The 15,764-nt window shown below is 39.3% G+C and carries 11 protein-coding genes and 2 riboswitches; of the genes, 9 read left to right on the top strand and 2 right to left on the bottom strand.

Features of this window, described 5'->3' with window-relative positions; all coding sequences use genetic code 11:
* Positions 1-160 precede the first annotated feature (160 nt).
* Entirely contained in the window at positions 161-418 is a 258-nt protein-coding gene (locus ACTWQM_RS02740; RefSeq protein ID WP_443257078.1) for a competence protein ComK, read from the bottom strand.
* A 138-nt stretch (positions 419-556) separates the two neighbouring features.
* Here ACTWQM_RS02740 and solA point away from each other — a divergent pair, with 138 nt between their 5' ends.
* From solA to ACTWQM_RS02720, 4 genes are all read left to right on the top strand, one after another.
* Complete coding sequence (gene solA / locus ACTWQM_RS02735) at positions 557-1,693, top strand: N-methyl-L-tryptophan oxidase (protein WP_443256630.1); 1,137 nt, start codon at positions 557-559, stop codon at positions 1,691-1,693.
* A 100-nt stretch (positions 1,694-1,793) separates the two neighbouring features.
* Positions 1,794-1,894: riboswitch (SAM riboswitch) on the top strand.
* A 97-nt stretch (positions 1,895-1,991) separates the two neighbouring features.
* Entirely contained in the window at positions 1,992-3,026 is a 1,035-nt protein-coding gene (locus tag ACTWQM_RS02730) for a methionine ABC transporter ATP-binding protein (protein WP_443256629.1), read from the top strand.
* Positions 3,016-3,678, top strand: coding sequence for a methionine ABC transporter permease (locus tag ACTWQM_RS02725; protein WP_443256628.1), 663 nt, complete (start codon positions 3,016-3,018; stop codon positions 3,676-3,678). The genes ACTWQM_RS02730 and ACTWQM_RS02725 overlap by 11 nt, the downstream gene beginning before the upstream one ends.
* Before the next feature lie 34 nt (positions 3,679-3,712).
* A complete protein-coding gene (locus tag ACTWQM_RS02720; protein ID WP_443256627.1) occupies positions 3,713-4,528 on the top strand; it encodes a MetQ/NlpA family ABC transporter substrate-binding protein in 816 nt (271 codons plus the stop codon).
* A 531-nt stretch (positions 4,529-5,059) separates the two neighbouring features.
* On the opposite strand, the gene ACTWQM_RS02715 is transcribed toward ACTWQM_RS02720, so the two are convergent.
* Positions 5,060-7,336, bottom strand: coding sequence for an ATP-dependent DNA helicase (locus ACTWQM_RS02715; protein WP_443256626.1), 2,277 nt, complete (start codon positions 7,334-7,336; stop codon positions 5,060-5,062).
* A gap of 498 nt (positions 7,337-7,834) precedes the next feature.
* Here ACTWQM_RS02715 and ACTWQM_RS02710 point away from each other — a divergent pair, with 498 nt between their 5' ends.
* The 5 genes from ACTWQM_RS02710 (at position 7,835) to ACTWQM_RS02690 (ending at position 15,308) form a co-directional block, all read left to right on the top strand.
* Positions 7,835-9,244, top strand: a complete 1,410-nt coding sequence (locus ACTWQM_RS02710) for an MDR family MFS transporter (RefSeq protein ID WP_443256625.1) — start codon at positions 7,835-7,837, stop codon at positions 9,242-9,244.
* Between the two features lie 692 nt (positions 9,245-9,936).
* Complete coding sequence (locus ACTWQM_RS02705) at positions 9,937-10,707, top strand: acetoin reductase (protein ID WP_443256624.1); 771 nt, start codon at positions 9,937-9,939, stop codon at positions 10,705-10,707.
* A 254-nt stretch (positions 10,708-10,961) separates the two neighbouring features.
* Positions 10,962-11,074, top strand: a riboswitch (TPP riboswitch).
* A gap of 178 nt (positions 11,075-11,252) precedes the next feature.
* On the top strand, positions 11,253-12,917 hold the full coding sequence (locus ACTWQM_RS02700; RefSeq protein ID WP_443256623.1) for a peptide ABC transporter substrate-binding protein: 1,665 nt from the start codon (positions 11,253-11,255) through the stop codon (positions 12,915-12,917).
* 350 nt (positions 12,918-13,267) lie between these two features.
* Positions 13,268-14,764, top strand: coding sequence for a malate dehydrogenase (quinone) (gene mqo, locus ACTWQM_RS02695; RefSeq protein WP_443256622.1), 1,497 nt, complete (start codon positions 13,268-13,270; stop codon positions 14,762-14,764).
* A 304-nt stretch (positions 14,765-15,068) separates the two neighbouring features.
* Complete coding sequence (locus ACTWQM_RS02690; protein ID WP_443256621.1) at positions 15,069-15,308, top strand: sigma factor; 240 nt, start codon at positions 15,069-15,071, stop codon at positions 15,306-15,308.
* Positions 15,309-15,764 lie beyond the last annotated feature (456 nt).

The raw sequence follows: 15,764 nt of genomic DNA, 5'->3' as shown, positions 1-15,764 counted from the left end.
CCCGCTTCGCTTATGCGCTAAGTTATTAAGTGTTTTTTATAGTGTTACACTGATATGCGTGGGGATATATATTACTTGTTGGTTTTATATCCCCTGCCATCGTTAAATAAATTTCCACAGGCACATCCCTGTCCGCTGGAACTATCTTTCAAGTGTATAATTAGACACATCCATTTGGTGGTTTTGGCCATTTAATTGATTTGGAGTTTGGTTTATTTCGAAAAGGCTTTATATCTTGTACATGGCTGTAAAGAATCCAGCTGTACGCAAAATCAGTTGGACTGTGGGTTGGGAAGGTGAAGATGTTTTTGCTTGGGTTAATCAGAATCGGGGTTTTTCGCTTTATCCCGATATGATGCATGTCAGCAATTCGTTTTCCTTCATATGTTGAGCCGTTTTCTAAGCAAGATGCTCGGATAAGCTGGAAAGCTGTTTAGGTAAAGATTATAATTATATTCTATTAATTAAATTATTGAATTCCATCCCAGATGAATGTATTATTCATATTATTATAGATTTGACTTTAATTTCAGTCGTTACGGTAGGAGGATATTACATGGACTATGAAGTTATTATCGTTGGTGCTGGCTCAATGGGGATGTCAGCTGGCTACTATTTAGCAAAACAAGGGAAGCGTGTCCTGCTAATAGACTCTCATAATCCACCACATGCGGAAGGCTCCCATCATGGGGAGACGAGGATTATACGGCATGCTTATGGAGAAGGTGCAAATTATACGGAAATGGCACTACGAGCACAGAAGTTATGGAGTCAGCTTCAAGAGACGTCAGATGAAGATATTTTTGTAAATACTGGTGTTGTTAATATTGCTCAGCCAAACTCCAATTTTATTCAAAATGTAAAAAAAAGCGCAAAGGATTATTCGTTAAATGTTGAACAGTTAACGGCTGAAGACATTAATAATCGCTGGGAAGGATTTAATGTTCCAGAAGGGTACATAGGCTGCTATGAATTGGATTCAGGTGTTTTAATGAGTGAGAATTGTATCCGGGCTTTTAGAGAAGGGGCACTGAAACATGGTGCTGAATTTAAGCCTAACTCGCCAGTGACCTCCATTTCTATTTTTGATAACCATGTACAGGTGGAAACTCAACAGGAAAGTTTTACAGCGGAATCGTTAATTGTAACGCCTGGGGCTGGCACTAGAAATTTGCTTCCATTAATCGGATTAGATTTACCTTTACAGGAATTAAGGAATACATTCTCGTGGTTTGAAACGGATGAGAGCATCTATGATTCTACTGCATTTCCAGCCTTCTCGTTTGAATTGCCTACAGAAACCTATTACGGCTTTCCAAGCATTAAAGAAGCAGGTGTTAAAATTGGTCGACACGACGGTGGACGTCCAAGAGATATGAGTAAACCTTTAGAAACATTCGGCACTTATGAACAAGACAAACAGGATGTTACACGTTTCGCAGAGCGGTGTATACCTGAGGTGGGGCAACATAAACTGGGGAAAGCTTGTACCTATACGAATACCCCGGATTCAGATTTTATTATCGATAAACATCCGAACCATGATCATGTTGCTGTTGCTTGTGGCTTTTCTGGTCACGGCTTTAAATTTAGTAGTGTTGTTGGAGAAATTCTGAGTCAATTAGTAACAGAAGATCACAAGTCGCAACTCGACATTAGTCCGTTTTCCATTCAAAGGTTTGTACAAAAATAAACCGCTAATCAACTTTTATTCGACAAATTATTTTAAAATGTTGACAATTTCGCAATAATTATATTAGTATATTAGGAACCGTTAGATAATAACTTAATATTACTTATCAAGAGTGATGGAGGGACAAGGCCCGATGATATCCAGCAACCTTCTTTAATGAAAGGTGCTAATTCCTACAGGAAATATTCTGAAAGATAAGGTTTATGATTAGAGCCTCTTTCGTTATGAAGGCTCTTTTTTGTATTTGGTGAAGGGATATCACCTGAAGTGTTTTAAGGGAGTAAAGGAGAATACGTACATGTTAGTACTTGACGGAATTCAAAAGGTATATGGTGAAAACGAAGAAAACCCAGTCGAGGCATTAAAAGATATTAACCTTGATATTAAAAAAGGAGAAATATTCGGTGTAGTTGGGTATAGTGGAGCTGGAAAGAGTTCATTAATCCGGTGTGTAAACTTATTAGAAAAGCCTACTTCAGGTAAAGTAGAAATCAACGGGAAGGCTTTAACTAACTTGTCCCCAAAGGAGTTAAGGACAGAACGGAAGAAAATTGGGATGATTTTTCAACAATTTAATTTACTGCATTCTAAAACTGCTTTCGGAAATGTTGCTATGCCGCTTATATTAGAGGGCTATTCAAAACAAGCGATTGAAGAAAAAGTGACAGAACTGCTGTCTTTTGTCGGACTGGAGGATAAAGCAAATCATTATCCTGAACAACTTTCCGGAGGCCAAAAGCAAAGAATTGGTATTGCTAGATCGCTGGCAACAGACCCACACTTACTGTTGTGTGACGAGGCTACTTCTTCTCTTGATCCAGATACAACTAACTCAGTTTTGGATTTATTAAAACAGGTAAGAGATGAATTGGGAATTACAATCTTGTTAATCACGCATGAGATGAACGTAATTAGGGACATTTGTGATAGAGTCGCCGTACTGGATGCCGGTGTTATTGTGGAACAGGATTCCATCATTAACTTGTTTACAGAACCAAAAACAACCATCGCCAGAAGTTTTGTCCGTACTATACTTAACGACGCATTACCTGAAGCTACATTAAGAAAGATTTCACAAAAAGGTACGTTACATTCTGTTTTTCGGATCCTTTATAAAGGAGAATATGCCAATAATCCACTCCTGTCAGATGTTGCGAAAAAGTTCTCTGTCGATGTTAATGTTATTCATGGGACGATCACAGAGCTCCAAGGGGAACCATTTGGTAATATTATTGTGGCATTTAATGGACAACAAAGTGAAATCAATAACGCAGTTGACTATATCAAAGGGCAAAAAGTAACGATCAAGGAGGTTGTACCAGATGGAATTTAATTGGTCCTGGTTCTGGCCTGAACTTCTCGGGTCAATGAATGAAACACTGTATATGATCATTGTGACTTTCATCATTTCTATTTTAATTGGTGTTCCATTGGGAATTATTTTAGTTATAACGAGGGAACAAGGGATACTGGAAAATAAAGCTGTTTTTAAAGTATTGAATATTATTGTTAATACGCTGCGATCGATTCCATTTATTATCCTAATCGTTGCAATTATTCCTATTACTCGGATAATCGTAGGAACTTCTATTGGCACGACTGCTGCAATTGTGCCATTAGTGTTTTATACAGCGCCATACATAGGAAGATTGGTAGAAAACTCGTTGTTGGAAGTTGGTTCAGGTACAATTGAACTCGCGGAAGCTATGGGAGCAACACCTTGGCAAATAATTTGGAAGTTCCTTTTGCCAGAGGCACTAGGTTCATTAATCCTAGGCTTAACAATCGGCATTATTGGTCTAATTGGTGCCACAGCTATGGCGGGAGCTGTAGGAGGCGGCGGTATTGGCGACTTAGCCATCTCATATGGTTACAACCAGTTCCAAACAGAAGTTATGGTTATTACGGTATTAATCCTTGTGATTATGGTCCAACTTATTCAATCTTTAGGAAATTATTTATCTAAGAAAATCAGAAGAATCTGATTCAACTACTACAGCTATATGAAGGAGACTAACTATGAAAAAACTATTTACGATTCTAATTCTATTATTATTATTTATTACCGGTTGTGGATCGGGTAATGACGAAACTACCGTTAAAGTAGGAACTACAACGGCAGAAACCCCTACATGGGAGCTAGTGAAAAAACTAGCTAAAGAAGAGGGCATAAATATTGAAATTATACAATTTAGTGATTATGTACAACCGAACATTGCGCTAGATAACGGCGAAATTGATCTTAACGCATTCCAAACAATAAGTTATTTTGAATCTTTTATTAAAGAACGTGATTTGAATTTATCAGCTATTGGAACAACAGCTATTTGGCCGATGGGTATTTATTCAAATGAAGTAAAAGAAGTAAGTGAACTTGAAGATGGCGCTCAAATTATCCTTCCAAAAGAACCAACAAACCTGGGAAGAGCATTAATGCTCTTACAAAAAGCTGAACTAATTACGCTAGAAGAAGGGTTTAATGGATCTGGTGGACTAGATAGTATTACAAAAAATCCAAAGAATCTTGATATCGTTACTGTAACTGCTGGCCAAACTGCACGCGGCTTACAAGATGCAACAGCAGCAATTATTAACTCAGATGTTGCAATTGCTGCAGGTCTAAATCCAACAAATGATCCTATCTTTCGTGAGGACGATCAAAATGTACCATACATTAACATTATTGCAGCACACACAGATCGTAAGGATAAAGAAGCATTTCAAAAGATTGTAGATATTTATCATTCTGAAGAAGTGACAAGTTTTATTGAAGAAGAATACGAAGGTGCAGCTGTACCAGTTATCAGACCTATTGATGAAGTGATGGGAGAATAGATGCACGGGGACGTCTTGCTTCCATAGAAGTGAAGTAAAGTTTGACACCTCAACACGCCAAAGATACTGTAAGGTCAGTATCTTTGGCGTTTTTTTTATGGCAAAAAGCAGCGTACTATTTTCATTTTTTAGTAACATGGGTTCGGTTTCATATGCTTCCGGGATAATTTGGATCATGGATGTGTAGAAGTGATCCACCTACTTTCATTTCTTTTAACTATTTTTCCGTAAAATGATATAGGGACAGGTTCCTTGAATCTGAATTGTAATGAGCGTCATTCTCTATGAGATGGCGCTTTTTTAAATGGAATTGTTGAAGCACAGTGGTATAAATCTAATATAGGAAATGAAGAAAGTATATTTTTATAAATACCAACAAAGGAGGGAGCTGGTCATTGTACAAACACAACAAGAATAGCAATAACAACGTAAACCAGGTATAACAATGAGGCGCTCTTGCAGGTGGTACGGCTACTATGTTCAGCAAGGGCACCCGAAAAAGATCAAGTAGAATGTTAGAAATTGCATGCTTCAAACCACTCTATATTGCCGCCACTCTTCCGGGAATAGCTTCTGATATTTTGGCTGTAAAAATCTGTCGTCTATTAATACAATGGTCCCCTGATCGTCCTCAGACCTTATGAGTCTGCCGCCAGCCTGCAGAACTTTGTTCATTCCAGGATAGACGTAGGCGTAATCAAAGCCATTATGTCCTTCATTAGTGAAATAATCCTTGATAATATCTCGTTCGAATCCAATCTGCGGAAGCCCGACCCCAACGACCATGACTCCAGAAAGTCGGTCTCCTTTCAAATCGACCCCTTCTGAAAAAACGCCACCAAGAACCGCAAATCCTACTATTCTTTCATTTGCGTTTGCTTTGAAGGCAGTTAGGAAATCCTCCCGTAACTCCTCCGACATCCCAGTTTCCTGGACAATTGTTTTTACATCTGGTGCTTCTGTTTTAAATACTTCGAAAGCCTTATTCATATAGTTATAGGACGGGAAAAAGATGATGAAATTTCCTTCATATTTTTGCAGGGCATCAAGAATAAACTGGACCATTGGCAACAGTGTCTGTTCACGGTCACGATAGCGTGTGGACAAAGGCTTAACCAGAATCTCTACATTTTCATGGACAAATGGAGAAGGGATGGATAACACATAGTCATCCTTGGTTCCTCCTAATAGATTTTTGTAGTAATCTGCTGGTGTAAGTGTAGCTGAAAAGAAAACTTTAGAACGGAAACCTTTTCCCATTTGCTGGAGAAGGTGCGATGGATCTAAGCAAAGCAGCTTCATCATTACCTCGTTCTTGTCTACTTCTACATAAGAGACAAAGCGTTTATCATAGAGCCGGCAGATTTTTGCGAAGGTACTGGCAGCAAAATAAGTATCCACTAAAAGTTGATTGGATTCCGGGGTTTGAACCAATTCTTCTTCTGCGACTGCAGTGAACTTTTCCACCAGAACTGCCAGGTCCTCATCTAGTTGTTTTTCTACAATATTCTCCTGAGTTCGCTTTTCTGCGAGACAAACATTGACAGCCTTTGCGGCTTTAGCAACAGCGCCATTTATATCTTTGTATTCTTTTTGTACTTGTAAAAACGCTGATTTGAACAACACCGCCGAGTACATTTCCCGCGCACGATCGACTAGGTTATGTGCCTCATCCACGAGCAGCACTGCTTGTTTTTTCTGATCTTCTATTAAGCGTTTCAGGGACACTCTAGGGTCGAATATATAGTTATAATCACAAATAACGGCGTCTGCTGTGTAAGCAAGATCGAGCGAAAATTCAAATGGACAAACGCGATGTTTCCGGGCATAGGCTTCAATCACTGTACGGCTCATTAATGATTCATTTTCAAAAATATCCAGAATTGCCCCGTTAATCCGGTCATAATAACCTTCAGCAAAAGGACAATGCTCAGCAGTACAGATAGTCTCCTCCTGAAAACAGATCTTGTCTTTTGCTGTAATAGTGACAACCTTCATTTCCAACCCATTATCAATCAACAACTGGAATGCTTCCTCGGCTGCTGTCCTGGTAATGGTTTTTGCAGTCAGGTAAAAGATGCGCTGGAGGTTGCCTTCTCCAATCGATTTAACTGCTGGAAAAATAGTGGAAATTGTTTTACCAATCCCAGTGGAAGCTTTGGCAAACAGAACCTTTTTATCGAGTATCGTTTTGTAGACTGATCCTGCAAGCTTTCGCTGTCCATCTCGGTAGACTCCATAAGGAAACACCAGCTCTTTACTGCAGGTATTTCTGTCAGTTATATGCTGCGTCTTAGCTTTGGCATAATTAGCGTACTCACTTACCACTTCCATTACAAAGTCTTCAAGTTCGGTAAGTGTCATAGTACGTTGAAACTGTTTCTGTTCTTCTGTTTTGACTTGCATATATGTAAGCTGAATGGTCATTGCCGCAAGTTCGTGATCTAACGCATAAATATATGCATAAAAGACAGCCTGGGCCCAATGTACTGGGTAGGTCTCTTCTGTAATAGTACCGAGCGCATGTGAAGTAGACTTGATTTCATCGACGATTACCGACCCGTCCTCCTGAAAAAGCAATCCATCACAGCGTCCGTCTACATGAATGTTTATATTTTCAAAGGGAATCTCTGCCTTTAGATAGACTTCCTTCTGATCATCTTTTTTGTACGTTTTTTGTATCTTCTGGTGAGCCTTTGTACCATCTGTAAGAGGGTTTGCTGAACGGAAACCACCGGACTCAATACTCCCACTTCGAAATACGTGTTCCACTAGATGCCTAATCGATATTTTAACAACGTTTGTCATGTAATCACCTGCTTCGTTACATTAAGTTTAGCAGGTCAGCTGATTTTAGGGAAGAGGAAGCAAGGAAGCAACATGGGGACGGTTCTTGCTTCATTTGGAAGTTGCAGGAAGCACAAGAACCATCCCCTTGCTTCGATGTATTTGTGCCAATGTGCCTGCTACTTCCCGAATTTTGTCAAAGTATGCTTAAAATATTATTAGCTAGGGCTGCTGGTTTGGTGAAACTGGCTGCTTTTTTTATTTTGAGTTTGATGTTTGTGGGTATGGCAATTGGCATTAGGAAAGAACGGGGCATATTGAGGATGCCATTCCGGATGATACTGCTTTTCTGGTTTATTTATTACTGGATGGTACGAATACCCCGATTGATGGCTATAACCGGAAACGCTTCTAATTTAAATGTTCACCGTTTGTTAGTTAATTGCTGAAACATTGTGTGGCATGTAATATGGTTGTATATAAAAAGGAAATGATTAACTACGAAGGGAGGCAGATGAGATGACTTCGGCGAATCTATCACGTTTTCAACGACGCCTAATTGTAGGGATTGTATTGTCGGCTGCTTTTTTATCTGTTTTGACACAATTTCTGCTAATTACGGCTTTTCCAAAAATCATGAATGCGTTCGAGATTAACTCAACGGAAGTCCAATGGCTAACAACCAGCTACATGTTAACCATTGCCGTTCTGATTCCAATAACGGCTTATTTAATTGATAAATTTCAAACAAGGACATTAATGATGGGTGCTATGTTCTTGTTTTTTGCAGGAACATTAATCTGTTTGGTTGCACCTTCGTTTCCCATCCTGATAATTGGGCGTGTTATTCAGGGAATGGGGTCTGGCATAATGATACCGTTAATGCAGACAATGTTGTTCCTTCTGTATCCAAAGGAAAAAAGAGGATACGCGATGGGATTGGCCGGGCTTGTGATTAACGTTGCGCCCGCGGTTGGTCCGCCTATCTCCGGTGTTGTGATTAGCTATTTCGAATGGCGTTCGTTGTTTCTGATAACCCTGCCGATTGCAGCATGTATTCTGCTTTTTACTTTCTTGTATATGCGCAATATTACCGAGCAGCGAAAAACAGACATCGACATCTTATCCATTATACTGTCAACGATTGGTTTTGGCGGCTTACTGTACGGTTTCAATAGCATACAGGAGGGTGGCATAACTGATCCAGATACACTTACCAGTCTGATTGCAGGAGCCCTCGCACTGGGTTTATTTGTGGTTAGGCAGCTGCGGCTCACGTCACCTATTCTGGAAATTCGTGTGCTTAAAGTGCCTGTCTTTGCACTTATTGCGTTTGTCTCCATCCTTTCGTTCAGTCTGCTCATCTCAATCGAGACGATTTTACCGATGTATGTGCAGAACGCTCAGCAGTTCTCAGCTTATTACGGAGGCCTGATTGTGATGCCCGGGGCGCTGACACTTGCTGCTATGTCGCTTTTGGCAGGAAGATTGTTTGATAAATACGGTGGCAAAACAATTGCGATTATCGGCTTTATGCTGCTAAGTCTAAGCACACTTGGCTTTAATTTGATTCTTGGTCTTCATACGCCATTCATTATTACGATGGGATTATTCATGGTTGCCATGGGCGGGGTGGCATTGATTAATATGCCCATCATGACCGCTGGCATCAATGCTTTGCCTGATAAGCTGATTTCACATGGGACTGCGGTAATCAATACGGCCCGCCAATTCGGGGGATCATTGGGACTGACGTTTATTATTTCGTTTATCAGCAATGTTGGGGCCGGAACTGAGGCTGTCGTACAGCCAGCTAATTATTTGACCGGCGTAAAAACCGCCTTCTTCGTCGCATTTTTGTTTGCTGTCACAGGATTGCTTCTTTCTCTGTTTTTAGAAAGGGAGAAGCAGCCTGTTGAGAGGGGGTAATGATGTTTGGGTGGTAGTGACCTCCAGCAATTTACTTAACCTAGTACTTAAATGAGAATGAGATCCTACCTAGGCAACTTTTGGGGCTATATTCTTGAATTACAAGTATAACAGTTGCCTTGCTCATATTCTCTATAGGCATGTTCTATCTCTAGTAAAGTCTCTTCTCCATTGTTAAAATGCAGCCATCCTCCGTCACGAAGTAGGCCATTTAACTTTTTATACTTAGAATTTTCTGTAGGAATATAGGAACAGTTATCCTCATGTATTGTTACCTTCCTAGTTGGTCTATCGATATTCAACCACATAGAACCCCTCCTCATTCAGGTGCTTAACCTTTTTTATTATTTCATCTAGTTTATCTCTGTTTTTCTTATCTAAATAATATGCTTTTGCAGTTTTGCCTATGCGTACGTACTCGAAAAACTATTATACTACTTAATGCGCCCCAATCGGCTTAACCTCAACTATGTGTAAATTAACATACCTGTCTACTTTAGTCTGTGGGAAATTGAATTATTAACTAAATAGCATGACAACTTTTCTACAAGTGTGGCTTAGAACATTTCGAAAAAGGAATTTAATCCACCTAATGTGGAAATTTTAGGATGCACATAATCCATCCCTATGTTTTTTAAAAATAATTGCAGGGTAGATTTCTAATATAAGACATATTAGAGAGGTGGTTAACAATGAGTAAAGTAGCTGTAATTACTGGAGGAGCACAAGGTATTGGAAAAGGAATTGCTGAACGCTTAGGGTCAGATGGATTTAAGATTGTAATAAGTGATATGGACATTGATTTGGCTAATAAAACAGTTGAAGAACTTAAAAATAGAGACATTGATGTGGCAGCTGTTAAAGGCGATGTTTCTAAACAGGACGATCAATTATCAGTAGTCTCTGAAGCTGTTGAAAAGTTTGGTTCCGTAGATGTTTTTGTTAATAATGCCGGGATAGACCAGGTAGAAGCACTAGTAGACGTGGAACCAAACGACTTAGAAAAGATTTACAATGTTAACGTGTTCGGTACTTTATATGGTATTCAAGCTGCAGCAAAGCAAATGAAAAAACAAGATGATGGCGGTAAAATAATTAATGCGTGCAGTATCGCCGGGAAAACAGCCTTTGAATTATTAGGTGCTTATTCTTCTACTAAGTTTGCTGTTCATGGATTAACACAGGCAGCAGCAAAAGAATTTGCTCAGGATAAGATCAAAGTTAATGCTTATTGTCCAGGCATCGTTGGAACTAGTATGTGGGATCGGATTGACGCCAAGATGGTAGAACATAAAGGGATGAAGCCAGGAGAAGCATGGCAGCAGCAGGTTGATCAAATCCCTTTAGAACGTTCTCAAACTCCAGAAGACGTCGCAAACCTTGTTTCCTATTTAGCATCCAAGGACTCTGACTATATGACTGGACAAGCAATTAATATTGATGGCGGACTTGAAGTTCACTAAATAGATAATTAAATACTGATTTCACCCCCTTCTATAGTAGAGGGGGTTTTTTAAGTGGGATAGAGCAAGGGAATATCTGTGCTACCTTTTTCTAATATATAAGTTTGATGTGTTAAAGACGTGGGAAAGTTTCTCTTACTTTGGAAACGGCAGGCCCGTTCCTGTGCTTCTAAAAAAACTGAGCTGTATGAAAATTTTAAGATTGAATAATTTATCAAGATATGTAATAGTAAAATAATTAATTAAATTCATAACAATCGTTGTAGGGGAACTGGTGTTGCCAGTTGAGAGTGTATCCATTAAGATGCTGATCCTTGGAACCTGGTCTGGCTCAAACCAGCGTAGGAAACACAACAAATAGTCTGATGCTGTTTTGTATGTATTTCCAAACATTCTGGGTAATGGCCCGGGATGTTTTTTATGGGTGCAAATGGTTGTTTCTGTGAAGGAGGTATGTGAGCGAGGGTTGTAACAGGCTTTTTAACAGTGCTCTCATGGTGGTGCTGTGTTTAATTTTTGCAAAAGAGATAAAGGAGGCAAAAAAGATGAATTACATACGAACCATTTCATTCGTTTCACTGCTGTTATTACTTGTCTTGACTGCTTGTAGCGGGGAGACGCAGGATGAAACGGCAAGCGAAGAAGATACGGGCGAGGAAGAAGAAAAAGTGCTTCACCTGAGTGCTCCTGGCCAAATTCCTGGATTGAATCCAACAATGGCTGATAACGACTTTAGTTTTAGGATCATTAACCAGGTATTTGAAGGGTTATACCGGTTGGATAAAGACGGGGATCCACAGCCAGCTGTGGCAGCTGGCGAACCAAAGGTAAGTGCAGACAATCGGGTTTATACATTTAAAATACGGAAAGATGCCGTATGGTCGAATGGTTCCGCTGTTACTGCACATGATTTTGAGTATGCCTGGAAAAAGGCAGTTGATCCTGCGACTGGTGCAGCATACGGGCCACAATTTGAGGAAATCGTCAAAGGGGCTTCAGAAATTTTAAAAGGCGATAAGCCAGTCGATGAGCTTGGAGTCGAAGCCCTGGATGATCGTACATTAAAAGTAACGCTCGAGGAGCCGATTCCATATTTTAAGGAACTATTGACTACAGCTATCTTTTTCCCGCAGCCTCAGGAATTCATTGAGGAGCAGGGAGATCAATATGCAACTGACAGTGAACATACCTTATTTAATGGTCCATTTGTCCTGGAAGACTGGGATGGAACAGGAAGCTCATGGACATATGCAAAGAATGAGCAGTATTGGGATAAGGATGCTGTGAATGTTGACAAGATTAAGGTCGATGTTGTAAAGGATACGCAAACTGCAGTAGATCTTTACACGAATGGCCAGCTTGATCGAGTAGGGCTGACAGGTGATTTTGTTGATAAATTTTCGTCAGAGGAAGAGTACCATACCTTTTTAACAGGTGGGGTACGATTTTTGAAAATGAACCAAGGAAAGGATGGCAACCAGACAAATCTTGCCAATTTACACATCCGAAAAGCCTTGAATATGGCATTGGACAGAGAAGGAATTGTCAATGAAATCCTCAATAACGGCTCCAAGGTTCTGTATGGAACGGTACCACGAGGGATTTCGGAGAACCCAGAAACCGGTAAGGACTTTCGCGAGGAAAATGGAAAGCTGACTCAATATGATGTGGATAAGGCGAAAGAGCATTGGCAGCAGGGATTAAGGGAACTAAATAAGGAAGAACTAGAATTTAAATTGACGACATCGGATTCCAGTTCGTCAATAACCATTGCTGAGAACCTCAAACATCAGTGGGAGTCCAATCTTCCCGGCCTGACGGTTACCATTAAAAATGTTCCGCCCGAACAAAGTGTCGATGCGAACGTTAATCAGAATTACGAGCTTATATTAACCGGATGGGGCGGTGATTACCAGGATCCGATGACTTACTTGAATCTGTTTATTACGGACAGTCCAGGCAATCACACCGGATATTCAAACGAGAAATATGATGAATTGGTTCTTGCATCGAAATCTTCTCTGGGAGATAAACCGATGAAGCGTTGGAATGCATTGCTGAAAGCGGAACAGCTTCTAATTGAAGATAGTGCCGTGTTGGTTCCACTCTACCAAAGTGGCACAGCCTATCTGCAAAACAGTAATGTGAAAGATTTGATCACCTACAAGGTAAGTGCCGAAAATTATAAATGGGTGGATATAGTGGAATAGTAGGTGCTGAATATAATTATTGATAATGGCTGCTGGTTTGATGGAACTGGCAGTCTTTTTCTTTTGGGTTGATGTATTAATTCGTGCAATTTTGTTATAATAGATTCCATCAAGAGGCCTCTTTCTGAATGTAATTTGCCGTTCAAGCATACATTTTATGATAGAGTGCCTTTTTTTTAGCTAAAAGAATTAGTGTTAAATTTTACACCAATTGATTTTCGAGTAATGCAATAGAGACAGTTTGATTTACCAGAATTATAGACATGTGGTTATTTAGAAGAATCGATACAATCAATGAATGCTAACTTTTTCAAAAAGATAAAATACTAGATAAATGGGAGTGATCCAAAATGAATAATCAATCATCTACATCAGACGTTGTTTTAATAGGTGCTGGGATTATGAGTGGAACCTTGGGGGTATTATTTAAGGAATTAGAACCTGATTGGAAAATTACAGCTTTCGAACAGCTTGGAGTTGCTGGTGGGGAAAGCTCGAACGAAAAAAATAATTCAGGAACAGGACATGCCGCATTATGCGAGTTGAATTATACAAACGAACAATCTGACGGTTCCATCGATATCAATGCAGCAGTTAGAATCAATGAGCGCTTTCACTTGTCAAGGCAACTCTGGGCTTATTTGGCAAATCGTAATTTAATCGAGTACCCACGTAATTTTATCACTAGTTTACCTCATATGAGTTTTGTTAAAGGTGAAGAAAATGTAGAATTTTTGAATAAGCGCTTTGAAGCATTATCCAGCCATCCATTATTTCAGGAAATAGAGTTTTCCGAAGATCCAGAGCGGTTAAAAGAATGGTTCCCGTTGATTATGAAAAATAGGTCAGCAAACGAATCTGTTGCCGGATCGAAAATTGATGATGGTACAGATGTTAACTATGGGGAATTGACTCGCACAATGTACGATTACCTGGAAAAAGAAAACGTAACTGTTAACTACAATCATAATGTGCTAGATATTAAGCAGACCACAGATGGGTTGTGGAAATTGAAGGTTCGGGACAAAAATGGTGCAATTGGAACGCATACTTCGAAGTTTGTTTTTATCGGAGCCGGCGGTGGCAGCTTGTTGTTATTACAGAAAACCGGAATTCCTGAAGGGAAACACATTGGCGGTTTTCCTATCAGCGGACAATATCTGGAATGTAATAATCCTGAGGTGATTGAACAACACTACGCAAAGGTTTATGGTAAAAATCCACCTGGAGCACCACTAATGGTTGTTCCGCATTTGGATACGCGATTTATCGACGGTAAAAGAACATTAATTTTTGGTCCTTTTGCAGGCTTTTTACCTAAGTTTCTTAAATCAGGCTCAAATATCGACTTGTTTGCTTCAGTCAAAGCGAACAATATGATTACCATGTTAGCAGCAGGCGTCAAAAACATATCGCTACTGAAATACTTGATTCAACAATTGAAATTATCAAAGAAAGAGAGAATGAATGAATTACGAGAATTCTTTCCTAATGCAAAAGATGAGGATTGGGAACTCAAAGTTGCTGGACAACGTGTGCAAGTGATTAAAGATACGCCAGCTGGTAAAGGAACCATTCAATTTAGTGATACGGAAATTGTTCATAGTCACGATAAAACATTGGCTGCGTTACTTGGTGGTTCTCCAGGTGCATCAACGTCTGTTTCAGACATGCTTGGATTACTTGAAAAATGCTTCCCGCATAAACATAATGAGTGGAAACCAAAATTAAAAGAAATGATTCCCTCCTATGGTGAAACGTTATCTGATAAACCTGAACTTATTGGTGAAATAAAATATTCAACAATGAAAGCTCTGGAATTGGATAATTTAAAGAAGCAGGAATAATCAAAATGATGAATGAGGCTCATTCCCTTTCGAGGGGGAGGGCCTTTTTTGGGTGGGAAACCTTTTTGAGGGTGCTTGCTTTTTTTGAGGTGCCATTACATAAAACTGATATTTTCAAAGTTATGCCACCCTTTGTGATTTTATCGATTAAATACCTGAAAAAGACATGCTTTTCGGTCAAATATTACAAATTTTCGACATTTTTTCAATAAAATTTAAATTTTTAGTCAGAAATGGAAAATTTTTGATGACGAATTAGTGAACATACTCTATTATATAAGAGAATAAAAAAGGAGGACATTGAATGAGTCAAAATGAAAATGTAACATTTGAAGAATTCTTTAAGCAAAATACAAAAAGAATTCACTACCATATGCACAAGCTAGGTAGCTACAATCCGTATCATGAATTTTACACGGAAGGATTATATGAATTATGGATGGCATACAAAAAGTACGAACCCAACAAAGGGTCATTGGCAACTTACTTTAACTGCACAATTCATAAACGTCTCATTGATATGAAGACAAACAAGAGAAGGTAACAACGTAGAAGAGGCATGAATTAACGAAATTTCCGATGGTAGATCAATCATGAATTACAGATATGTTCTGGGAGAGCAATGAGGACCAAGCAAAAAGAAAACCAATGGAAATGAGGGAGTTTCAATGAGGAATCCCACTAAAGGAAGATTCAAAAATGAAAGCGCAAACACAAAGGCGGTGAAAAGTTGGGAAATTGGAGCCAGATTCCACCATTCTTTAACTTTTGATGTGTGGGTGTAGGATGTGCTGAAGCAGTATAAAAACATTGGAACTGTTAGGTCTGTGGTGCTTGTTCACTAGTTGATCTGGCAGTTTTGTTTATGTCCAAAAAACTTCATACTGTCAACCTAAATTTCATACATAATTTTTTTAGTAAAATGCCACCTTTTGCAAAGTTCTATCGATAGTACAAATGAATAGAGAAGTAATCTGATTATCACAATTCTACGGGGGAT

Source organism: Virgibacillus sp. L01, from assembly GCF_052246775.1.
In the GTDB taxonomy this organism is placed as follows: Bacteria; Bacillota; Bacilli; order Bacillales; family Amphibacillaceae; genus Lentibacillus.
This window is presented reverse-complemented; position numbering and strand designations above follow the sequence as displayed.